General features: G+C 62.7%; 22 protein-coding genes. 19 read left to right on the top strand and 3 right to left on the bottom strand.

Going from position 1 to position 22,732, the window contains the following annotated elements; genetic code table 11:
- Window positions 1–76: 76 nt before the first annotated feature.
- The 12 genes from J2857_RS09415 to lipA all read left to right on the top strand — a co-directional run bounded on the left by J2857_RS09415 (window position 77) and on the right by lipA (window position 11,807).
- The gene (locus J2857_RS09415) at window positions 77–949 is read left to right on the top strand and encodes a VOC family protein (RefSeq protein WP_210009826.1); all 873 of its coding nucleotides are present in this window, start codon (window positions 77–79) and stop codon (window positions 947–949) included.
- Window positions 950–953: 4 nt separating this feature from the next.
- Window positions 954–1,802: a 3-deoxy-8-phosphooctulonate synthase gene (gene kdsA / locus J2857_RS09410; protein WP_210009825.1), complete on the top strand. Its 849-nt coding sequence runs from the start codon at window positions 954–956 to the stop codon at window positions 1,800–1,802.
- Window positions 1,803–1,911: 109 nt separating this feature from the next.
- The gene (gene eno, locus J2857_RS09405; protein ID WP_210009824.1) at window positions 1,912–3,186 is read left to right on the top strand and encodes a phosphopyruvate hydratase; all 1,275 of its coding nucleotides are present in this window, start codon (window positions 1,912–1,914) and stop codon (window positions 3,184–3,186) included.
- Between the two features lie 164 nt (window positions 3,187–3,350).
- On the top strand, window positions 3,351–3,668 hold the full coding sequence (locus tag J2857_RS09400) for an FtsB family cell division protein (RefSeq protein WP_210009823.1): 318 nt from the start codon (window positions 3,351–3,353) through the stop codon (window positions 3,666–3,668).
- Window positions 3,669–3,862: 194 nt separating this feature from the next.
- Complete coding sequence (pdhA, locus tag J2857_RS09395) at window positions 3,863–4,933, top strand: pyruvate dehydrogenase (acetyl-transferring) E1 component subunit alpha (protein ID WP_210009822.1); 1,071 nt, start codon at window positions 3,863–3,865, stop codon at window positions 4,931–4,933.
- Between the two features lie 18 nt (window positions 4,934–4,951).
- The gene (locus J2857_RS09390; RefSeq protein ID WP_210009821.1) at window positions 4,952–6,343 is read left to right on the top strand and encodes a pyruvate dehydrogenase complex E1 component subunit beta; all 1,392 of its coding nucleotides are present in this window, start codon (window positions 4,952–4,954) and stop codon (window positions 6,341–6,343) included.
- Window positions 6,344–6,358: 15 nt separating this feature from the next.
- The gene (locus J2857_RS09385; protein ID WP_210009820.1) at window positions 6,359–7,723 is read left to right on the top strand and encodes a pyruvate dehydrogenase complex dihydrolipoamide acetyltransferase; all 1,365 of its coding nucleotides are present in this window, start codon (window positions 6,359–6,361) and stop codon (window positions 7,721–7,723) included.
- A 67-nt stretch (window positions 7,724–7,790) separates the two neighbouring features.
- Window positions 7,791–8,429, top strand: a complete 639-nt coding sequence (locus J2857_RS09380) for an SGNH/GDSL hydrolase family protein (protein WP_210009819.1) — start codon at window positions 7,791–7,793, stop codon at window positions 8,427–8,429.
- Window positions 8,430–8,516: 87 nt separating this feature from the next.
- Window positions 8,517–8,783, top strand: coding sequence for a YdcH family protein (locus tag J2857_RS09375; protein WP_210009818.1), 267 nt, complete (start codon window positions 8,517–8,519; stop codon window positions 8,781–8,783).
- A gap of 91 nt (window positions 8,784–8,874) precedes the next feature.
- Window positions 8,875–10,320 carry a dihydrolipoyl dehydrogenase gene (gene lpdA, locus J2857_RS09370; RefSeq protein WP_210009817.1) on the top strand — a complete coding sequence of 482 codons (1,446 nt, stop codon included), beginning with the start codon at window positions 8,875–8,877 and terminating at the stop codon, window positions 10,318–10,320.
- A 229-nt stretch (window positions 10,321–10,549) separates the two neighbouring features.
- Window positions 10,550–10,795, top strand: a complete 246-nt coding sequence (locus J2857_RS09365; RefSeq protein WP_210009816.1) for a GlsB/YeaQ/YmgE family stress response membrane protein — start codon at window positions 10,550–10,552, stop codon at window positions 10,793–10,795.
- A 37-nt stretch (window positions 10,796–10,832) separates the two neighbouring features.
- Entirely contained in the window at window positions 10,833–11,807 is a 975-nt protein-coding gene (gene lipA / locus J2857_RS09360) for a lipoyl synthase (RefSeq protein ID WP_210009815.1), read from the top strand.
- 22 nt (window positions 11,808–11,829) lie between these two features.
- Here lipA and J2857_RS09355 read toward each other — a convergent pair whose 3' ends face one another.
- A complete protein-coding gene (locus tag J2857_RS09355; protein WP_210009814.1) occupies window positions 11,830–12,015 on the bottom strand; it encodes a hypothetical protein in 186 nt (61 codons plus the stop codon).
- 296 nt (window positions 12,016–12,311) lie between these two features.
- Between J2857_RS09355 and J2857_RS09350 the strand changes: the two genes are divergently transcribed.
- Window positions 12,312–12,905 carry an AAA family ATPase gene (locus J2857_RS09350; protein WP_210009813.1) on the top strand — a complete coding sequence of 198 codons (594 nt, stop codon included), beginning with the start codon at window positions 12,312–12,314 and terminating at the stop codon, window positions 12,903–12,905.
- Between the two features lie 9 nt (window positions 12,906–12,914).
- A complete protein-coding gene (locus tag J2857_RS09345; RefSeq protein WP_210009812.1) occupies window positions 12,915–13,382 on the top strand; it encodes a type II toxin-antitoxin system RatA family toxin in 468 nt (155 codons plus the stop codon).
- Here J2857_RS09345 and J2857_RS09340 read toward each other — a convergent pair.
- Window positions 13,373–13,876: a CinA family protein gene (locus tag J2857_RS09340; RefSeq protein ID WP_210009811.1), complete on the bottom strand. Its 504-nt coding sequence runs from the start codon at window positions 13,874–13,876 to the stop codon at window positions 13,373–13,375. The two genes, J2857_RS09345 and J2857_RS09340, sit on opposite strands and share 10 nt — an antisense overlap.
- A complete protein-coding gene (locus J2857_RS09335) occupies window positions 13,873–15,093 on the bottom strand; it encodes a bifunctional 2-C-methyl-D-erythritol 4-phosphate cytidylyltransferase/2-C-methyl-D-erythritol 2,4-cyclodiphosphate synthase (protein WP_210009810.1) in 1,221 nt (406 codons plus the stop codon). Before J2857_RS09335 ends, J2857_RS09340 begins: the two co-directional genes overlap by 4 nt.
- A 158-nt stretch (window positions 15,094–15,251) precedes the next feature.
- On the opposite strand from J2857_RS09335, the gene dusB reads away from it, so the two are divergent.
- The 5 genes from dusB (at window position 15,252) to J2857_RS09310 (ending at window position 22,731) form a co-directional block, all read left to right on the top strand.
- Complete coding sequence (dusB, locus tag J2857_RS09330) at window positions 15,252–16,289, top strand: tRNA dihydrouridine synthase DusB (RefSeq protein WP_210009809.1); 1,038 nt, start codon at window positions 15,252–15,254, stop codon at window positions 16,287–16,289.
- The gene (locus tag J2857_RS09325) at window positions 16,286–17,434 is read left to right on the top strand and encodes a two-component system sensor histidine kinase NtrB (protein WP_210009808.1); all 1,149 of its coding nucleotides are present in this window, start codon (window positions 16,286–16,288) and stop codon (window positions 17,432–17,434) included. Before dusB ends, J2857_RS09325 begins: the two co-directional genes overlap by 4 nt.
- Entirely contained in the window at window positions 17,431–18,882 is a 1,452-nt protein-coding gene (gene ntrC / locus J2857_RS09320; protein WP_037087225.1) for a nitrogen regulation protein NR(I), read from the top strand. Before J2857_RS09325 ends, ntrC begins: the two co-directional genes overlap by 4 nt.
- A gap of 221 nt (window positions 18,883–19,103) precedes the next feature.
- Window positions 19,104–21,377 carry a sensor histidine kinase NtrY-like gene (locus J2857_RS09315; protein WP_210009807.1) on the top strand — a complete coding sequence of 758 codons (2,274 nt, stop codon included), beginning with the start codon at window positions 19,104–19,106 and terminating at the stop codon, window positions 21,375–21,377.
- Window positions 21,367–22,731: a sigma-54-dependent transcriptional regulator gene (locus J2857_RS09310; protein ID WP_210009806.1), complete on the top strand. Its 1,365-nt coding sequence runs from the start codon at window positions 21,367–21,369 to the stop codon at window positions 22,729–22,731. Before J2857_RS09315 ends, J2857_RS09310 begins: the two co-directional genes overlap by 11 nt.
- Window position 22,732 lies beyond the last annotated feature (1 nt).

Genomic DNA, 22,732 nt, shown 5'->3' with positions numbered 1-22,732 from the left:
TCTCGAGTCTCACCACTTGCGCGGCGCGAGCCCGCTGCCAAAGTAGCTTTGCGATTCCAATTCCGGGGGCCCTCGCTTGAACGCAAGACCGATCGATCATCTCGTGCTGCCGGTGGCGGGACTTGCCGCTGCGCGTTCCCGACTCACGAAGCTTGGTTTTACAGTTGCGCCCGACGCTTTTCATCCTTTCGGCACAGCCAATGCTTGTGTGTTCTTCTCGGATGGCAGCTATCTGGAGCCGCTGGCCGTTGCCAATCGCCGTCATGCAAGCGCTGCTGCCAAACGGGGCAACGTTTTTACCGCACGCGATCTGGCCTTCCGCAAGGGACGCGACAGGCAGGGCTTTTCGGCACTCGTTGTCGCCACGGGCGACGCGATGGCCGATCACGCGCGGTTCAAGATGCGTGGCGTTTCAGCAGGCGACGTGCTGGAATTTTCTCGCGGGATGACCTTGGCCGACGGTTCCGAAACCCAGGCGAGCTTCCGGCTGGCTTTTGCGGGTGACGACCGGGCGCCCGACTTCCTGATGTTTTCGTGCCAGCGGATCACACCCCTGCCGGCCGGTCGCGACGAACTGGAGCGCCATTCCAATGCGGTCATGGGGCTGAGCGAGATCATCCTGTCGGCATCGGCGCCCTTCGATTTCGCAGCCCTTGCCGAGCAGGTGCTGATGACAAAGGCCAAGCAGGAGGCTGCATCGCTCGAGCTTGCCGCGGCTAATGCCCGCATTCGCATCCTGCAGGATCACGAACTCGAAGCGGAATTCGCCCTGCCGTCGGCGCCGGGTGCAGAGGGGCTGCGCGGCCGGCTGATCATCTTCAAGACGGCCGATCTTGCCGTGACAGAGATCACCCTTGCTGCTAATGACGTCGCATTCGTCCGCCGGGAGGGCCGTGTTCTCGTCTCGGCGGCGCCCGGCCAGGGTGTTTTGTTCGGCTTCGAGGAATAGATTCATGGAAGTTACCGCAAATTCCAGCGTCTCCGTCGGCGAAGGAGACGGCAAGGTGGTTTTCGCGCAGGACGCAAAACTGTCGCTGATCGCCGGCCCCTGCCAGATGGAAAGCCGCGACCACGCCTTCATGATGGCAGGCGCGCTGAAGGAACTCTGCGGCAAGCTCGGCATCGGCCTCGTCTACAAGTCCTCGTACGACAAGGCCAACCGCACGTCGATTTCCGGCAAGCGCGGCATCGGGCTCGAAACCGCCATGGAAATCTTCGCCGACCTCAAGAAGGAATTCGGCTTTCCGGTCCTGACCGACATTCACACGGAAGAGCAGTGCGCCGTCGTGGCGGAGACGGTCGACATCCTGCAGATACCGGCCTTCCTCTCCCGCCAGACAGACCTGCTTGTGGCAGCCGCCAAGACGGGCCGTGTCATCAACGTCAAGAAGGGCCAGTTCCTGGCCCCCTGGGACATGAAGAACGTCCTTGCCAAGCTCACCCAGAGCGGCAATCCGAACGTGCTGCTCTGCGAGCGCGGCGCCTCCTTCGGCTACAACACGCTCGTCTCCGACATGCGCTCGCTGCCGATCATGGCGTCGCTCGGCGCCCCGGTCATTTTTGATGCGACGCATTCGGTGCAGCAGCCGGGCGGGCAGGGCGCCTCCACCGGCGGCGACCGCACAATGGTGCCGGTACTCGCCCGAGCAGCCGTCGCGGTCGGTGTCGCCGGCGTCTTTCTGGAAACCCACCAGGACCCGGACAACGCGCCCTCGGACGGCCCCAACATGGTGTATCTGAAGGACATGCCGCGGCTCCTCGAAAAGCTGCTCGCCCTCGATGCCGTTGCCAAGGCGGCTTGAGCCCGCCCACAAAAAGCGCGCAAACTGCTTCGATTGTAATTTTCGTGTCATTGATTATGAGACATTTTCAGTGACCTCGTGACGTCAAGTCCAAACCAGGGAGAGACCCTTGACCGCCATCACCGATATCATCGCCCGCGAAATCCTCGACAGCCGCGGCAATCCGACCGTCGAGGTGGATGTCTATCTGGAAGACGGTTCGATGGGCCGTGCGGCCGTTCCGTCGGGCGCCTCCACCGGCGCCCATGAAGCCGTCGAACTGCGTGACGGCGGCAAGCGCTATCACGGCAAGGGCGTCGAAAAGGCTGTCGAAGCCGTCAACACCGAGATCTTCGATGCGATCGGCGGTTTTGATGCCGAAAGCCAGATCCATATCGACAAGACGATGATCGCGCTCGACGGTACGCCGAACAAGTCGCGCCTCGGCGCCAACGCCATCCTCGGCGTGTCGCTCGCCGTCGCCAAGGCGGCCGCAGAAACCTCCGGCCTGCCGCTCTACCGGTATGTCGGCGGCCCGAACGCCCATGTCCTGCCGGTCCCGATGATGAACATCATCAACGGCGGCGCCCATGCCGACAACCCGATCGACTTCCAGGAATTCATGGTCATGCCGGTCGGCGCCGACACGCTGAAGGATGCCGTGCGCATGGGCTCGGAAATCTTCCATGTCCTCAAGAAGGAACTGGCAGCCCAGGGCCACAACACCAATGTCGGCGACGAAGGCGGTTTCGCACCGGGCCTGAAGAGCGCGTCGGAAGCCCTCGACTTCATCATGAAATCGGTCGAAAAGGCCGGTTACAAGCCGGGCGACGACGTCTGCCTGGCGCTCGACTGCGCCTCGACCGAGTTCTTCAAGAACGGCAAGTACGAGATGGAAGGCGAAGGCCGCACGCTCGAGCCGGAAGCCATGGCCGATTACCTCGCCGAGCTTGCAGCCAAGTACCCGATCATTTCGATCGAGGACGGCATGGCCGAAGACGATTGGGCCGGCTGGAAGTACCTGACCGACAAGATCGGCGCCAAGTGCCAGCTGGTCGGCGACGACCTGTTCGTCACCAATTCGGCCCGCCTGCGTGATGGCATCAAGATGGGTGTGGCCAACTCCATCCTCGTCAAGGTCAACCAGATCGGCTCGCTGTCGGAAACCCTGGACGCCGTCGAGACCGCTCACAAGGCGAGCTACACGGCGGTCATGTCGCACCGCTCGGGTGAAACCGAAGACTCGACGATCGCCGATCTCGCCGTCGCCACCAATTGCGGACAGATCAAGACCGGCTCGCTGTCGCGCTCCGACCGGCTTGCCAAATACAACCAGCTCATCCGCATCGAGGAGATGCTGGGTCCGCAGGCCACTTATGCCGGCCGCGGCATCCTGAAGGCCTGATGGCCTCCCAGGTTCGAGATTTTCATGGAAGCCCGCGCCGAAAGACGCGGGCTTTTTCCGGACTCGATTCTGGTCAACGATTGCTTAAGCAAGTTCTGCGAATTTGAAGCTCTGGTTTGGATCTGATTTGAGATCCCGTAAGCGTGGCAAGGCGTTAGAGCGGCATGTGGACAAAGCACCATAAGAAAAGAAAATTCGGCCGTTTTGTCCTTCCCGCCATCACAGTCGCGTTTCTGTCCTACTTCGGCTATCATTCCGTCCATGGTGATCTCGGCCTGATCGCCACGGAGGAATTCGAGCGCCAGCGACAGGCGCGGGCAGGGGAGCTGGCCAAGCTGACCGCCCGGCGGGAAACGCTTGAGCGGCAGGTTCAGCTGATGAGCGACGGATCGCTCGACAAGGACATGCTGGACGAGATCGCCCGCTATCAGCTGAATATTTCCCGCGGCGACGAAATCGTCATCTTCAACAACTATTTCTAAATTAACCGAATTTTGGTTGATTTCACATTTCGCTAACCTTTTCAGTGGGTTGCGCGGAATGTGAGCCATGCATTTATGGCATTGCTGGGGCAGCTTTTCTTGCCTATGGTACGCCCCGACACCAGAGTGGGAATCTGGCGATACACGTCAGGGCGCAGTCTCGCTCTCAACGCAGAACTCAAAGGGAGGGATGAATGGCGCCGACCAAGACCGCGTCTGTATCCGGCCGCAAACCAGCGGCAAAGTCTGCAATCAAATCGGCCTCGAAATCCTCCGCCAAGGAGTTTACGGGCAAGAACACCCCGGATTTCGGCAAGGACCAGGATCTTCACGCCTATCGTGAAATGCTGCTCATCCGCCGTTTCGAGGAAAAGGCCGGCCAGCTCTATGGCATGGGCTTCATCGGTGGTTTCTGTCATCTCTATATCGGCCAGGAAGCTGTCGTCGTCGGCATGCAGATGGCACAGCAGGACGGTGATCAGGTCATCACCGCCTATCGCGACCATGGGCACATGCTGGCAACCGGCATGAGCGCGCGTGGCGTCATGGCGGAACTGACGGGGCGCAAGGGCGGCTATTCCCGGGGGAAGGGCGGCTCCATGCACATGTTCTCCAAGGAAAAGAACTTCTATGGCGGCCACGGCATCGTCGGTGCCCAGGTTTCGCTTGGAACGGGGCTGGCATTCGCCAACCGCTACCGGAACAACGACAGCGTCTCCGTCGCCTATTTCGGCGATGGCGCCGCCAACCAGGGCCAGGTCTACGAGAGCTTCAACATGGCGGCCCTCTGGAAGTTGCCGATCGTCTATATCGTCGAGAACAACCGTTATGCGATGGGCACCTCGACGGCCCGCGCCACGGCGCAGTCGAACTACTCGCTGCGCGGTTCCAGCTTCGGCATCCCCGGCATCCAGGTCGACGGCATGGACGTTCGCGCCGTGAAGGCCGCCGGCGACGAAGCGCTCGAGCATTGCCGTTCCGGCAAGGGCCCGATCATTCTTGAAATGCTCACCTACCGCTATCGCGGCCACTCGATGTCCGACCCGGCGAAGTATCGCTCGAAGGACGAAGTGCAGAAGATGCGCTCCGAGCACGACCCGATCGAGCAGGTGCGTCTGCGCCTCATCGAAAAGGGCTGGGCCACCGAGGACGAGCTGAAGGCGATCGACAAGGATATCCGCGACGTCGTTTCGGATAGCGCCGATTTCGCCCAGGCCGATCCGGAGCCGGATGCGTCCGAGCTCTACACCGACATTCTGCTCTGATCGCGGGAGGGAACTTAAATGCCAATCGATATCCTGATGCCCGCGCTTTCTCCGACCATGGAGGAAGGCACGCTCAGCAAGTGGCTGAAAAAAGAGGGTGACAAGGTCACCTCCGGCGACGTGATCGCCGAAATCGAAACCGACAAGGCGACCATGGAAGTGGAAGCCGTCGATGAAGGCGTGATCGGCAAGCTGTTGGTCGAAGCCGGCACCGAAAACGTCAAGGTCAACACCAAGATCGCGGTGCTCCTGCAGGACGGCGAGAGTGCAGATGCGATCGGTTCTTCGGCGCCTGCCAAGGAGGCTCCGAAGGCTGAAGCTCAGGCTGCGCCGGAAGAAAAGCCGGCTGCCGCCGCTTCGGCTGCTCCCGTCCCGGCCCAGCCGATTGCCTCCGTCGCTGCCGACCCGGATATTCCGGCCGGCACCGAAATGGTCATGACCACCGTTCGCGAAGCGCTCCGTGACGCCATGGCCGAAGAAATGCGCCGCGACGAAGACGTCTTCGTCATGGGCGAGGAAGTCGCCGAATACCAGGGCGCCTACAAGATCACGCAAGGGCTGCTGCAGGAATTCGGACCGCGCCGTGTGGTCGACACGCCGATCACCGAACACGGCTTTGCCGGCGTCGGCGTCGGTGCCGCGATGGCGGGCCTGAAGCCGATCGTCGAGTTCATGACCTTCAACTTCGCCATGCAGGCGATCGACCAGATCATCAACTCGGCCGCCAAGACGCTTTACATGTCCGGCGGCCAGATGGGTGCGCCGATCGTGTTCCGCGGACCCAACGGTGCCGCCGCCCGCGTCGGCGCGCAGCACAGCCAGGACTATGCCACCTGGTACAGCCAGATCCCGGGCCTCAAGGTCGTCATGCCCTACACGGCGGCAGACGCCAAGGGCCTGCTGAAGGCCGCCATCCGCGATCCGAACCCGGTCGTCTTCCTGGAAAACGAAATCCTCTATGGTCACCAGTTCGAGGTGCCGAAGCTCGACGATTTCGTCCTGCCGATCGGCAAGGCGCGCATCCACAAAAAGGGCAACGACGTCACCATCGTTTCCTTCGGCATCGGCATGACCTATGCCGTGAAGGCGGTCGCCGAACTGGAAAAGGAAGGCATTGACGTCGAACTGATCGACCTTCGCACGCTGCGCCCGATGGACCTTCCGACGGTCATCGAATCGGTCAAGAAGACCGGCCGCCTCGTCACCGTTGAGGAAGGGTATCCGCAGAACTCGATCGGTACCGAAATCGCCACGCGCGTCATGCAGCAGGCCTTCGATTATCTCGATGCGCCGATCCTGACGATCGCCGGCAAGGACGTTCCGATGCCTTATGCGGCCAATCTTGAAAAGCTGGCGCTGCCGAATGTCGGCGAAGTCGTCCAGGCGGTGAAAACCGTCTGCTACAAATAAGGGGAGGATGTTTCGATGCCGATCAACATCACCATGCCTGCCCTGTCTCCGACCATGGAAGAGGGCAATCTTTCCAAGTGGCTGGTCAAGGAAGGCGACAAGGTCAAGTCCGGCGACGTGCTCGCCGAGATCGAGACCGACAAGGCGACCATGGAAGTCGAATCCGTCGATGAGGGCACCGTTGCCAAGCTCGTCGTTGCGGCCGGCACTGAGGGCGTCAAGGTCAACGCGCTGATCGCCATCCTCGCCGCCGATGGCGAGGATGTCTCGGCCGCCGCCGCCGGCGGTGGTTCTGCCCCGGCTCCCACGGCCGAGGTTGCACCCGCCCCGAAGGCGGAAGCCGCACCTGCTCAGAAGGCTTCCGAACCGGCTCCGGCACCTGCTGCGGCCGCTCCGGCTCCGGCTGCTGCCCCGGCATCATCGGGCGGCGCAAAGACGTTCTCATCCCCGCTCGCCCGTCGCCTCGCAAAAGAAGCCGGCCTTGATCTTTCCGCCGTTGCCGGCTCCGGCCCGCACGGCCGCGTCGTCAAGGCCGATATCGAAAAGGCCGTCGCTTCCGGTGGTGCGAAGGCAGCTCCGGCTGCCGCTCCGCAGGCTGCTGCAGCAGCGGCTCCGGCCCTTGCGAAGGGTCCGGCAGACGATACCGTCCTGAAACTCTTCCCCGAGGGTTCCTACGAGCTTCTGCCGCATGACGGCATGCGCAAGACGATCGCCTCGCGCCTCACCGAGTCGAGCCAGACGGTTCCGTCCTATTTCGTCTCGATGGATTGCGAGCTCGATGCGCTGATGACGCTGCGCGCCGAGATCAACAAGTCTTCGCCGATGAAAAAGACGGACAAGGGCGATGTTCCCGCCTTCAAGCTGTCGGTCAACGACTTCATCATCAAGGCGATGGCGCTCGCTCTGCGCGATGTCCCGATGGCGAATGCCTCCTGGACCTCTACGGCCCGCGTGCTGCACAAGCATGCGGACGTCGGCGTGGCGGTGTCGATCCCTGACGGCCTGATCACCCCGATTGTCCGCAAGGCTGAAACGAAGACGCTGTCCGTCATCTCCAACGAGGTGAAGGATCTCGCCAGGCGCGCCCGCGACAAGAAGCTGAAGCCGGAAGAGTACCAGGGCGGCACGACATCCGTGTCGAACCTCGGCATGTTCGGTGTCTCCAACTTCACCTCGATCGTCAATCTTCCGCAGGCCTCGATCGTTTCGATCGGCGCAGGCGTCGAGAAGCCGATCGTCAAGAACGGCGAGATCAAGATCGGCACGGTCATGACCGCAACCTTCGCCTTCGACCACCGCGTCATCGACGGCGCGCTCGGTGCGGAACTCGCGTCCGCCTTCAAGCGCTACATCGAAAACCCGATGGCGATGCTGGTCTAGCACGGTCTTTCCCTCCCCCTTGCGGGGAGGGTGTCCGCGGAGCGGGAGGGGAATCGGAGATGCGTGCATGAAAACCGTCCTCTGCTATGGCGATTCACTGACCTGGGGCACGGATGCCGCGACCGGCGGCCGCCATGCCTTCGAGGATCGCTGGCCGAGCGTGCTTCAGGCGGCGCTCGGGTCGTCCGTCAACGTGGTTGCTGAAGGTCTCGGCGGCCGCACCACGGCCTATGACGACGGGCTTGCCGATTGCGACCGCAACGGCGCGCGGCTGCTGCCGACCGTCCTTCATAGCCATGGTCCGCTCGAGCTGGTGATCGTCATGCTCGGCACCAACGACCTGAAGCCGATTATCCATGGCACGGCGATCGGCGCCCGGGCAGGCGTGAAAAAGCTGGTCAGCCTCGTTCGCTTCCACGACTGGGGGCGCGAATGCGAAACGCCGGAAATCCTCATCGTCGCGCCGCCGCGGCTCTGCGAAACCGCAAATCCGCTGACCGGCGCATCGTTCAGGGGCGGCATCGAGCAGTCGGAAATGCTCGCTTCGCTTTATCGCGATCTCGCCGATGAGATGGGTTGCGGCTTCTTTGATGCAGGATCCGTCGCCAGAACGACGCCGGTCGACGGCGTGCATCTCGATGCAGAAAATACCCGTGCCATCGGGCGCGGCCTCGAACCCATCGCGCGAATGATGCTGGGGCTATGATGAGTGCGAAGCGGTTGACCAGGGTCAAGGAGTAGCGGGAAGGGGTGGGTTCTACCTCTCCATGTCATCAGCATGGAGTTGATAGAAATGTCGAGCACGCCACACCATCTTGCGGAAGAATTTCCGGAATATCTCGTCCAGATGCGCCACCTGCGCGAAACGGACGGGCATTTCCACCGGATTTGCAGTGAATACGAGGATGTGAACCACGAGGTCCACAAGGCCGAGACAGGAATGGAACCATGCGACGATATTAGCATGGTCGAGCTGCGCAAGCGGCGGCTGGCCCTGAAGGACGAGATATACGGGATGCTGACGCGGGTGGAACCGGTCGTCGAAGAGACCGACGCCTGACACCGGAAAGGCCGGCGCTTCGCTCCCGAAGAAACAAAAGCAGGGCTTGCGGTCTATCCCGCGCCCGCTGAAACCAAGGAGTGAAGCGCCTATGGCCAATGCTTACGACGTCATCGTTATCGGTTCCGGTCCGGGCGGTTATATCGCCGCCATCCGTGCATCCCAATTGGGCCTGAAGGTCGCCGTCGTCGAGCGCGAGCACCTCGCCGGCATCTGCTCCAACTGGGGCTGCATCCCGACCAAGGCGCTGCTGCGCTCGGCCGCCGTCATGCACACCGCGACCCACGCCAAGGATTACGGCCTGACGCTGGAAGGCACGATCAAGCCGGACGTCAAGGCGATCGTCGACCGTTCGCGCGGCATCGCCCACCGCATGAACAACGGTGTTGGCTTCCTGTTCAAGAAGAACAAGGTCGACATCATCTGGGGCGAGGCGAAACTCACCAAGCCCGGCGAGATCGTTGTCGGAAAGTCGACCAAGCCGGTTGTTCAGCCGCAGGGGCCGGTACCGAAGAACACGCTGGGCGAGGGAACCTATACCGCCAAGCACATCATCATCGCCACCGGCGCCCGTCCGCGCGCGTTGCCCGGCATCGAGCCGGACGGCAAGCTGATCTGGACCTATTTCGAGGCGATGAAGCCGGAGGAGATGCCGAAGTCGCTGCTGGTCATGGGCTCGGGCGCGATCGGCATCGAGTTCGCGAGCTTCTACCGCACCATGGGCGTCGAGGTCACGGTCGTCGAGATCATGAGCCAGGTCATGCCGGTCGAGGATGCGGACATCTCCGCACTCGCCAAGAAGCAGTTCGAACGCCAGGGCATGAAGATCCTGCTCGAAGCCAAGGTCGCCAAGGTCGTGAAGGGTGCCAACTCGGTCACCGCGACGATCGAGCTCAAGGACGGCAAGACGCAGGAGATCACCGCCGACCGGATGATCTCCGCCGTCGGCGTCCAGGCCAATATCGAAGGGATCGGCCTTGAGGCCGTTGGCGTGAAGACCGACCGCGGCTTCATCGTCATCGACGGCTACGGCAAGACCAATGTGCCCGGCCTCTATGCGATCGGCGACGTCGCCGGCCCGCCGCTGCTTGCCCACAAGGCCGAACACGAAGCGGTCATCTGCGTCGAGAAGATCGCCGGCCTGCCGAACGTCCATCCGATGGACAAGCTGAAGATCCCGGGCTGCACCTATTGCAACCCGCAGGTCGCCTCGGTCGGCCTCACCGAAGCCAAGGCGAAGGAGCAGGGCCGCGACATCCGCGTCGGCCGTTTCCCGTTCGTGGCCAACGGCAAGGCTATCGCGCTCGGCGAGGACCAGGGCCTCGTCAAGACAATCTTCGACAAGAAGACGGGCGAACTCATCGGCGCCCACATGGTCGGTGCCGAAGTCACCGAACTGATCCAGGGCTTCGTCGTCGCCATGAACCTGGAGACGACGGAAGAGGAGCTGATGCACACGATCTTCCCGCATCCGACGATTTCCGAGACGATGAAGGAAAGCGTGCTGGATGCGTATGGCCGGGCGCTGAATGCGTAATAGGCACTGCATTGCTCGCTGCCAGCGTTTGGGATGGGTGGGGAGGTGCCACATCCGCCGTCATCCTCGGGCTTGACCCGAGGATCCACTCTTCCCTCGCAGGACGTGGCCTGGATCCTCGGGTCAAGCCCGAGGATGACGATTTAGGTGGGGCCGGCCTGTCCACCAATATTGCGAACGGGCGAGCGGTCGCCCATATCTTTCAAACTTGGTTTCAACGGGGGTTCTCATGGGTGTAGGTTGGATTGCGGCGATCATCATCGGCGGCCTGGCGGGTTGGCTCGCCGGCAAGCTGATGGATGTCCGTTTCGGCATTTTCATGAACATCGTCATCGGCATCGTCGGCGCGGTTCTCGCCAACGGCATCTTCAACAGGTTCAACATCCATGTTGCAGACGGATGGCTGGGTTACCTGGTTGCAGGTTTCATCGGCTCCTGCATTTTGCTATTTGTCGCCAAGCTCGTCAGGCGTTGACGAAACCCGCGTTCCGAGCGGTTGAAAGCAGGTATCTATGGTCACCATTCTCGACACGATCGCATCCGGCGATGAAAAGCGCGTCCGTCATCCGGAAAAGGCGCATCGTCCCGACCAGGAAGTGATGCGCAAGCCCGAATGGATCCGCGTTCGCGCGCCGGTCTCCAAGGGTTATCAGGAAACCCGTGCGATCGTGAAGGAAAACAAGCTGGTAACGGTCTGCGAGGAAGCGGGCTGCCCCAATATCGGCGAGTGCTGGGACAAGAAACACGCCACCTTCATGATCATGGGCGAGATCTGCACCCGCGCCTGCGCCTTCTGCAATGTCGCGACCGGCAAGCCGAACGCGCTCGACATGGAAGAGCCCGAAAACGTCGCCAAGGCCGTCAAGCAGATGGGCCTGTCCCACGTGGTCATCACCTCCGTCGACCGCGATGACCTGGCGGATGGCGGCGCCGAGCATTTCGAAAAGGTGATCTGGGCGATCCGCGCGGCATCGCCGATGACGACCATCGAGATTCTGACGCCCGACTTCCTGAAGAAGCCCGGTGCGCTGGAGCGCGTCGTCGCCGCCAAGCCGGATGTCTTCAACCATAATATGGAAACCGTGCCCGGCAACTATCTGACGGTGCGCCCCGGCGCCCGGTATTTCCACTCCGTCCGGCTGCTGCAGCGGGTGAAGGAGCTGGATCCGACCATGTTCACCAAGTCGGGCATCATGGTGGGGCTGGGCGAGGAACGCAACGAAGTGCTGCAGCTGATGGACGACCTGCGCACCGCGGACGTCGATTTCCTGACGATCGGCCAGTATCTGCAGCCGACCCGAAAGCACCATAAGGTAGAGAGCTTCGTCACCCCGGACGAATTCAAATCCTACGAGACGGTGGCCTATGCCAAGGGTTTCCTGATGGTGTCGTCGAGCCCGTTGACCCGGTCTTCGCATCATGCCGGAGACGATTTCGCTCGCCTCAGGGCTGCACGCGAGAAGAAGATCCTGGCCGCCGCCGAGTAGGGCGGCGAGCCGGGTGTAAGCCTTATTCGGCGGCCTGGACCTTTTCGTGTCTGTCCTGGCCACGCCGGCGTTCGCGCAGCGTGAAGCGGTGTCCGCGCGCCTCACTCTTCGCCATTTCAATAAGATAGACCAGCATCGGGAGCTGGTTCATGTCTGCGAGCTGCTTTGCGGATTCGAGCAGCTTTATCATCTGCGAGAAATCGTCCATGGATGCTTCTTTCGGGTGCGCCCGCTCTGCTGTCGGTCGAATATTGCTATTGTACGCTCATGAGCGGCAATAGATCATACAACCGGATGAATCCTACATTAAATCTTATCAATCTGAATGCCATCTGACATCAACAAATTGACTGACGGTTGAACCGGCCGATTGAGGCCTTGTCAACGGCCTGTCACAATCGCATTCGGCAATCTCTATAGCGTCGTCTGCCTGACATTGAAATCCTCCTGTCATCATCGGCGGCTACCGCCAGTCACGATACTGCGCCTGGTTCACGGGAGATCATGATGGACATAGAATCTGGCCCGAATGCGATCCGTTACGTAGGAATTACGGCAGCGGCCGACAAGGTCCGGAATGCCGACCGAATCCTGGTCATCGGCTGTTCCGGTGGCGGTAAATCGACGCTGTCGCAGAAGATCGCCCGCCGCTTCGGGCTCGCCTATATTTCGATCGACCGCGACGTGCTCTGGCTGCCGGGCTGGGTGCAGAGGGAAAAACTGGAACAGCACCGGCTCATCGTCGCGCTGACCGCCGGCGAACGCTGGATCATGGACGGCACCAATACCTCTACGTTCGACATTCGCGTGCCGCGCAGCGATCTCGTCATCTGGGTGCGCATGCCGCGCTGGCTGTGCGTCTGGGGTATCCTCAGCCGCTGGATCACCAACAGGGGCGGTACCCGCCCGGAGATGGCGCCAGGCTGCCCGGAGAAGATCGATTTCGACTTCCTCCGCTTCGTGTGGACCTGGGAGAAAGTTTATGGCCCGCGCGTGCTTGCCGGGTTGGCGGCGCACGCTGCCGGAAAACCGGTTCTGGTGTTGAAATCCCGTCGTGAGACGCGCGATCTTCTTGATCTTGTCGGAGCGGGCGCTTAACTGAAAATCATGCCAAAGTTTGAAATCCGCCGTCCCGTCAAGCACAGCGCTGAGCAGATGTACGCGCTCGTTGCCGACGTCGAAAAATATCCGCAATTCCTGCCGCTCTGCGAAGCGCTGACGGTACGCTCCTCCAAGGAGCGCGACGGCAAGACGCTTTTGGTCGCCGACATGACGGTTGGCTACAAGGCGATCCGGGAGACCTTCACCACCCAGGTCCTGCTCAATCCCGCCGAGCGGATCATCGACGTGAAATATATCGAGGGACCGTTCAAATATCTCGACAACCGCTGGAGCTTCGAGCCAGCGGCGGGCGGCTCCCCGAATGCCGGCCCGGAGGGGTGCATCGTGCATTTCTACATCGATTACGAGTTCAAGAGCATGATCCTCGGCGCCCTGATGGGCTCGATGTTCGACCGCGCCTTTCGCATGTTCGCGGAAGCCTTCGAGACAAGGGCCGACAAGATCTACGCCTGAGCCGCCACCTCGGCCAGCATCGCGAGCGCGGTGCGCACCGTCGCCAGCCTTACCTCGGTCCTGCCGATATCGCCGTAGCGCATTTCCCGATGCAGGATTTTCCCCGAGCGGCTTTTCGCAGCCAGATGCACCAGCCCGACCGGCTTTTCCGCCGATCCGCCGCCGGGTCCCGCGATGCCGGTCACCGCGACCGCCACGGCGGCTTGTGAGCGATAAAGCGCACCATGCACCATCTGCAGCGCCGTTTCCTTCGACACCGCCCCATGCGTCGCCAGAGTGGCGGGCATTACCCCGAGCATGTCCATCTTCGCCTGGTTCGTATAGGTGACGAAACCGCGGTCGACGACGGCGGACGAGCCAGAGATCTCGGTCAGCGCCCCGGCGATCAGCCCGCCGGTGCAGGATTCGGCAGTCGCGACCATCAACCCGCGCGCCGTGAAATCGGCAACGATCTTCCGGGCCTGGTCTTGGACATCGGCGGGAAACAGGCTCATGCGGCGTCTCCGCGATAAACCACGGTCGCCGTGGCGATCGCGGCAATACCCTCGCGGCGGCCGATGAAGCCGATTTTCTCGTTGGTGGTCGCCTTGACCGAGCAGCGGTCGAGCGAAATGCCGAGAATGTCTGCGAGGTTTTGACGCATCACCTGGCGATGCGGGGCGATCTTGGGTGCCTCTGCAATCAGCGAGATATCGGCGTTCATGATCGTACCGCCATGTTCGCGGACGATCTTCGCAGCGTGGTCGAGAAAGATCTTTGACGCCGCGCCGCGCCACTGCATGTCGGACGGCGGAAAATGGTCGCCGATATCGCCGGCGCCACAGGTGGCGAGCAGCGCGTCGGTCAGGGCATGCAGCGCGACATCGGCATCCGAATGCCCGCTGAGCTTCTGGTCGTGGGGAATGAACACGCCGCAGAGCGTCACGCCTTCGCCGGGTTCCAGCTGGTGCACGTCATAACCGTTGCCGGTCCGCACATCGGGTAGCGCGGCCGGGGGCCGGGTCTGCGAGAGTTTTTCGTCGGCCATGGCGATATCCCGCTTCACGGTGAGTTTGATATTGTCGACCGATCCTTCCACCAGCGTCACCGGCAGGCCGGCCCATTCGGCGATCGAAGCATCGTCGGTGAAATCCTCGCGGCGCAGTGCCGCCGCCTTTTCATGGGCGGTGCGGATTTCCGAGAGACGAAAGCTCTGCGGCGTCTGGGCGGCATAGAGGCCGGAGCGCGGCACGGTTTCGTGCACCAGCCCGTCGGAACCGCCGCGTTTCAGCGTGTCGCTGACCGGAACGGCCGGCAGCACGCCGTCCTGCCCCTCGTCGAGCGCCTGCGCCACCCGCTCGAGCACGCCGTGGTCGACGAAGGGACGCGCTGCGTCGTGGATCATCACGTGGGTGGCCTCGGTGCCGGAGAGGGCGCGCAGGCCCTCATAGACCGAGCGCTGCCGCGTTTCTCCGCCGAACGTGGTGATCAGCCCGGCCGCTCCCTTGACGCCGACGGTTGCCGCCGCGAACAACGCCTCGTCGTCCGGATGGATGACGACGACGATCGGGCCACTGCGGGACCAGGTCAGAAACCGTTCGAGCGTATGGGCAATGACCGGTCTGCCGCCGATCCGCCGATACTGTTTGGGGCCGTCCTCAGGAGAGCCTGCCCGTTCCCCGCGGCCTGCGGCGACGATGACGATACCGATTGTCTTGGAACCGATTGTCATGGATTTGTCGTCCCCGACCCGTAACTCGTTTTGGATTGACAGGCGGAGAACTATAGGACCAAAAGCCTGAATTCCAGCATGCCGCTCAAAAATAACGCAGTTCAGGAATTGCTCTTGGCAAATGCCCGAGACCTGAATAAAAATAGTGCAACTATCTCATGTGCCCGAAAGATCATCATTTGAGTTTTCAAGATCTTGCCAAGCCTTTTCAGATCGGGCCTGTCGCCATTCGCAATCGCGTCGTCCTGGCGCCGATGTCCGGCGTCACCGATCTGCCCTTCCGGCAGCTTGCCTGGCGCTATGGCGCCGGGCTGGTCGTGACGGAAATGGTCGCCAGCGGCGAGCTCATTCTCAACCGCGGCGAATCATGGGCGCGGCTGAAGGGCGCCGGCATCTCGCCGCACATGGTACAGCTCGCCGGCCGCGAGGCGCAGCCGATGGCATTGGCCGCGAAGATCGCCGCCGATAACGGCGCCGATATCATCGACATCAACATGGGATGTCCGGCCAAGAAGGTGACGGGCGGTTATTCCGGCTCGGCGCTGATGCGCGATCCGGACCACGCCCTGTCGATGATCGAGGCGACCGTCAATGCCGTCAAGGTGCCGGTAACGCTGAAGATGCGGCTCGGCTGGGACGAGAACTCCATCAACGCGCCGGAGATCGCCCGCCGCGCCGAACAGGCCGGCATCCAGCTGGTGACCATCCACGGCCGCACCCGCATGCAGTTCTACGAGGGCAGGGCGGACTGGGATGCGATCCGCGCGGTGCGCGACGCGATCTCCATCCCGCTGATCGCCAATGGCGACGTCGAATCGCCCGAGGACGCTCAGGACATCCTGGCGCGCTCCGGTGCCGATGCGGTCATGGTCGGGCGCGGTGCTCAGGGGCGTCCCTGGCATGTCGGCTGGCTCGCCGGCCATGCCGCACCGTCTCAGGCCGAGATCGCCGATCTGGTCATCGAACACTATGAAGCAATGCTGGAGCTCTACGGCCGCGAGGCCGGCCTCCGCCATGCGCGAAAACAGCTCGGCTGGTATCTCGACCGTTATGCGTCGGGTCTGCCCGTCGAAGAAAAGGCCTCCATCATGATTTCGAAAGACCCGGCCGATGTCTCGTGCCGGATGATTGCAGCGCTCGGCGGCCAATCCTTCGACGCCCAAAAGCCCGCCGTCGCCCAGAAGGAGGCCGCATGAGCAAGTCCCAGGCGCAGGATGCCACGATCGGCAACGCGCTCGCCATGGCCGTCCTCAACTCGGTGCAGAACCCGGTGATCCTGGTCGATGCGGCGGGCAAGGTCGCGTTTGCGAACTGGGAGGCGGAGGCCTTCTTCGGCGCCAGCGCCCCCCATCTCGCCAAGAACAAGATCTCCACCTTCATCCCGTTCGGCAGCCCGCTTCTCGCCCTGATCGACCAGGTGCGCGAGCGTAAGGCGCCCGTCAACGAATACCGCGTAGACCTGTCTTCGCCGCGCCTCGGCCAGGACAAGCTGGTCGATCTCTATGTCGCGCCCGTGGTCAGTGAACCGGGCTCGGTGGTCGTCGTCTTCCAGGAACGATCGATGGCGGACAAGATCGACCGCCAGCTCACCCATCGCGCCGCCGCGCGTTCGGTGACGGGCCTGGCCTCCATGCTCGCCCACGAGATCAAGAACCCGCTGTCGGGCATCCGCGGCGCCGCCCAGCTTCTGGAAAGCGTCGTTCCCGACGACGACCGGGCGCTGACCCAGCTGATCTGCGACGAGACCGACCGCATCGTCTCGCTGGTCGATCGCATGGAAGTGTTTTCCGACGAACGGCCTGTCGATCGCATAGCCCTCAACATCCATTCGGTGCTCGATCACGTGAAGGCGGTCGCCAAGGCCGGTTTTGCACGCAACATCAAGATTTCCGAAATGTACGATCCGTCGCTGCCGCCGGTCTTTGCCAACCGCGACCAGCTGGTGCAGGTCTTCCTCAATCTCATCAAGAACGCGGCCGAAGCCGTCGGCGACCAGCCGGACGGCGAAATCATGCTGACCACCGCCTATCGTCCCGGCATCAAGCTGTCGGTCGCCGGCACCCGGGACAAGATCTCCCTGCCGCTCGAATTCTGCGTCATCGACAACGGACCGGGCGTTCCGAGCGACCTCGTGCCGCATCTTTTCGATCCCTTCATCACCACCAAGACGAACGGCTCGGGCCTGGGCTTGGCCCTGGTCGCCAAGATCATCGGCGGCCACGGCGGCATCGTCGAATGCGACAGCCAGGCGCGCCGTACGATATTCCGTGTTCTAATGCCCATGCACAAGGAAGAGGCCATGGACGGCCGCGCCTTGAACTCCACAGGAAACGTAAAATGACTGCCACGATCCTTGTCGCCGACGACGACGCGGCCATCCGCACCGTTCTGAACCAGGCCTTGACCAGGGCAGGCTACGAAGTGCGCATCACCTCCAATGCCGCCACCCTGTGGCGCTGGATTTCGGCCGGCGAGGGGGATCTCGTCGTCACCGACGTGATCATGCCGGACGAGAACGCCTTCGACCTCCTGCCGCGCATCAAAAAAGCCAGGCCCGAGCTGCCGGTGCTCGTCATGAGCGCCCAGAACACCTTCATGACCGCCATCAAGGCGTCAGAAAAAGGCGCCTATGACTACTTGCCCAAGCCCTTCGATCTGACCGAACTGATCGCCATCATCGGCCGGGCGCTGGCTGAGCCGAAGCGTAAGCCCGCCCGCCTCGACGACGACATGCAGGACGGCATGCCGCTGGTCGGCCGCTCCGCCGCCATGCAGGAAATCTACCGCGTGCTCGCCCGTCTGATGCAGACCGACCTGACGCTGATGATCACCGGCGAGTCCGGCACCGGCAAGGAACTGGTCGCCCGCGCGCTCCACGACTACGGCAAGCGCCGCAACGGTCCGTTCGTGGCGATCAACATGGCCGCCATCCCGCGCGACCTGATCGAATCGGAACTCTTCGGCCACGAGAAGGGCGCCTTTACCGGCGCCCAGAACCGCTCCACCGGCCGCTTCGAGCAGGCCGAGGGCGGCACGCTTTTCCTCGACGAGATCGGCGACATGCCGATGGACGCCCAGACGCGCCTCCTGCGCGTCCTGCAGCAGGGCGAATACACCACCGTCGGCGGCCGTACGCCGATCCGCACCGACGTGCGCATCGTCGCGGCCACCAACAAGGATTTGAAGCATCTGATCAACCAGGGCCTCTTCCGCGAGGACCTCTATTACCGCCTCAACGTCGTGCCGCTGCGCCTGCCTCCCTTGCGTGACCGTGCCGAGGACATTCCGGATCTGGTGCGCCACTTCATGCAGATGGCCGAGAAGGAAGGGCTGGATGCCAAGCGTTTCGACAGCGAGGCGCTGGATCTGATGAAGGCCTATGCCTGGCCGGGCAACGTGCGCGAGCTGGAAAACCTGGTTCGGCGCCTGATGGCGCTTTATCCGCAGGAGGTCATCAGCCGCGAGATCATCGAATCGGAGCTGCGCTCGGATGTTCCCGATAGCCCGATCGACAAGATGGGCACCCGCAGCGGTTCGCTCACCATCGCGCAGGCCGTGGAAGAAAACATGCGCAGCTATTTCGCGAGCTTCGGCGAAAACCTGCCGCCGCCGGGTCTCTACGATCGCGTCCTGACGGAGCTGGAATATCCGCTCATCCTGGCGGCGTTGACCGCCACCCGCGGCAACCAGATCAAGGCGGCCGATCTCCTCGGCCTCAACCGCAACACGCTGCGCAAGAAGATCCGGGAACTGGGCGTCTCGGTCTATCGCAGCTCTCGCGGCGCTTGATGGTTAGTTTGTTCCCGACTGCTTGACACCTTCCGCTCATCGTTGCATTTTCGCCACATTGCGTTGCTTAAAGGTCACGCAGGGTTTGGTGAATGCTCGACGGAGTGGCGGCCGTTGATGGGGTAGGGCCAGCCCTTTTCTGGAAAGTGGCTGTCGCTTCGCCCGGTCTGACCGGGTTGGATCGGTCTCCCGCGAGGGTTTTGGGGATCGGAGTGGATTCGATGACGGAAGGCGTAACAGCGCCGATGGCCGAAGACGAGCCAGCGGTGTCAGTGCAGGATCGGCGCGCATCGTTCGCGCTTCCCGGCCTTCTGCTCGCCGGCGGAGCTTTGATCTGCGCGTCGGTGACGCTGTTCATCCTGCTCGGCCTGACGCCGATCGCGCCGACTACCAATGTGGTGATCGCCTCGGCGGCGCTCAATTCGCTGTTCATCCTCGGCCTGATGTATCTGATCGGCCGCGAGATCCTCCGGCTGATCAAGGCCCGCAACCGCGGTCGTGCCGCCGCCCGCCTGCATGTCCGCATCGTCGTGCTGTTCTCGATCGTGGCGATCACGCCGGCGGTCCTGGTGGCGATCTTCGCGAGCCTCACGCTCAATGTCGGCCTTGACCGCTGGTTCTCGCTGCGGACGCAGTCGATCGTGCAGTCGTCCCAGGACGTCGCCCGTGCCTATATGCTCGAGAATGCCAGCTATCTTCAGGGCCAGACCGTGTCGATGTCGAACGACCTCGAGCGCAACCGGCCGATGTTCTATCTCGACCGGACGGGGTTCGTGGACCTGATGACCCGCCAGGCGCGGGGTCGCGGAATGCTCGGAGCCTTCCTGGTGCGAGAAGACGGTCAGGCGATCGCCCAGGCCGACATCAAGACGGAAAAGCCGCTGCCGGCGATCCCGGAGGATGCGCTGAAGACGGCGGCGGCCGGCCAGCCGACGCTGATCCCGCCAGGCGTCACCAACCTCGTCGGCGCTGTCATCAAGCTCGACGCCATTCCGGGCTCCTATCTCTATACGATCCGCGCAGTCGATCCGAAAGTCATCTCGGCGATGCGGCTGATGGAGGAGAACGCCGCCGAATACCAGGCGATGGAAGCCGGCCGCACGTCGTTGCAGATCGCCTTTGCGGTGCTCTATCTCGGTTTCGCGCTGATCGTGCTGCTCGCGGCGATCTGGACGGCGATCGCGGTCGCCGACCGCATCGTCCGGCCGATCCGGCTGCTGATCAGCGCCGCCGACAGCGTGGCGACCGGCAATCTCAATGTCGTCGTGCCGGTGCGCGCCGCCGATGGCGACGTCGGCAGCCTGTCGCGCACTTTCAACAAGATGATTTCGGAAATCCGCAGCCAGCGCGACGAGATCCTTGAGGCCAAGGATGAAGTGGACGACCGCCGCCGGTTCATCGAGGCCGTGCTATCGGGCGTCACCGCCGCCGTCATCGGGGTCGAGGAAGACCGCCGCATCACCATCGTCAATCCGTCGGCGGAGCATTTCCTCGGCGTTCCCGCCGAACAGCTGATGGGCGAGAAGCTTGAGGACGTCGCGCCGGAGATCGACCATGTCCTCACCGAGGCGCGCACCAGAGCGCGCGGCGAGTTCCGCAAGCAGGTGAACCTGATCCGCGGCGGCAAGGAGCGGACGCTGTCGGTCCAGGTCACCCGCGAGGAACAGCGCGCCGCGCACGATTCCTATGTGGTGACGCTCGACGATATCACCGATCTCGTCATCGCCCAGCGCTCGACCGCCTGGGCGGACGTCGCCCGCCGCATCGCCCACGAGATCAAGAACCCGCTCACCCCGATCCAGCTTTCGGCCGAACGCCTCAAGCGTCGCTACGGCAAGCAGATCGCCGAGGACGACCGCGCCGTCTTCGACCAGTGCACCGATACGATCGTGCGCCAGGTCGGCGATATCGGCCGCATGGTCGACGAATTCTCCTCCTTTGCCCGCATGCCGAAACCCGCCAAGGAAGAGGCCGACCTGCGCGATATCCTGCGCGACGCGATCTTCCTGCGCGAGATGGGCACCACCCATGTGGATTTCATCCGCGAGCTTGGCGACGAGCCGCTGAAGGGCATGTTCGATGCGCGCATGCTCGGCCAGGCCTTCGGCAACCTGATCAAGAACGCCGTCGAGGCGATCGAGGCGGTGCCGAGCGATCAGGAGCGCGACGGCCGCAAGGTCAAGGTCCGCTCGGTCTACGACGCGGAGCGCGACACCTATGTGGTCGACATCATCGACAACGGCAGCGGCCTGCCGACCGAAAACCGGCACCGCATCCTCGAGCCCTACATGACCATGCGCGACAAGGGCACGGGCCTGGGGCTCGCCATCGTCAAGAAGATCATCGAAGAACACGGCGGGCAGCTCGAACTGCACGATGCTCCCGCCGATTTCGATCATGGCAAGGGCGCCATGATCAGGGTGCTGCTGCCGCATCTGGCGCAGGTGGCGGTGCCGGGAACGGATAATAACAAGGAATTGGCTTATGGCGTCTGATATTCTGGTCGTAGATGACGAGGCGGATATCCGCGATATCGTTTCAGGTATTTTGTCCGATGAGGGTCATGAAACCCGCACGGCTCACGACAGCGACAGCGCGCTGGCAGCGATATCCGATCGCGTGCCGCGGCTGGTTTTCCTGGATATCTGGATGCAGGGCTCCAGGCTCGACGGCCTGGCGCTGCTCGACGAGGTCAAGAGCCGGCACCCCGATCTGCCCGTCGTGATGATCTCCGGCCACGGCAATGTCGAGACGGCGGTGTCGGCGATCAAGCGCGGCGCCTTCGACTTCATCGAAAAGCCTTTCAAGGCCGACCGGCTGATCCTGATCGCCGAGCGGGCACTCGAAAACTCCAAGCTGAAGCGCGAGGTGAACGAGCTCAAGAAGCGCACGGGCGACGCCGCCGAGCTGGTCGGCACGTCGGTTGCCGTCTCGCAGCTCCGCCAGACCATCGAGAAGGTCGCGCCGACCAACAGCCGCGTGATGATCCTCGGCCCTTCCGGTTCCGGCAAGGAACTGGTGGCTCGGATGATCCACAAGCGCTCGTCGCGCGTCGCCGGCCCCTTCGTGGCGCTGAACGCTGCGACGATCACGCCTGATCGCATGGAGATGGCACTTTTCGGTACCGAAGGCGCTCCCGGCCAGGCGCGCAAGATCGGCGCCCTGGAAGAGGCCCATCGCGGCATCCTTTATCTCGACGAAGTCGGCGAAATGCCGCGCGAGACCCAGAACAAGATCTTGCGCGTACTGGTGGACCAGCAGTTCGAACGTGTCGGCGGCTCCAAGCGCGTCAAGGTCGATGTCCGCATCATCTCGTCGACCGCCTACAATCTCGAAAGCCTGATCGCCGACGGTTCCTTCCGCGAGGATCTCTATCACCGGCTGGCCGTCGTGCCGGTCAAGGTGCCGGCGCTCGCCGAACGCCGCGAGGACATTCCTTTCCTGGTCGACATGTTCATGCGCCAGATTTCCGAGCAGGCCGGCATCCGTCCCCGCAAGATCGGCGAGGACGCCATGGCCGTCCTCCAGGCCCATGACTGGCCGGGCAATATCCGCCAGCTGCGCAACAATATCGAACGGCTGATGATCCTTGCCCGTTCCGACGGTCCGGATTCGCCGATATCCGCCGACATGTTGCCGACCGATCTCGGCGACATGCTGCCCAAGGTTTCCGCCAAGGGCGACTACCACATCATGACGCTGCCGCTGCGCGAAGCCCGCGAAATGTTCGAGCGCGACTACCTGATCGCCCAGATCAACCGTTTCGGAGGCAACATTTCCCGCACGGCGGAATTCGTCGGCATGGAACGTTCGGCTCTGCATCGCAAGCTCAAGTCGCTCGGTGTGTAGC

This window comes from Neorhizobium galegae, assembly GCF_017877055.1.
GTDB classification, from domain to species: domain Bacteria; phylum Pseudomonadota; class Alphaproteobacteria; order Rhizobiales; family Rhizobiaceae; genus Neorhizobium; species Neorhizobium galegae_D.
The sequence above is the reverse complement of the archived record's forward strand: the minus strand, read 5'-3'. Positions and strand labels throughout refer to the sequence as shown.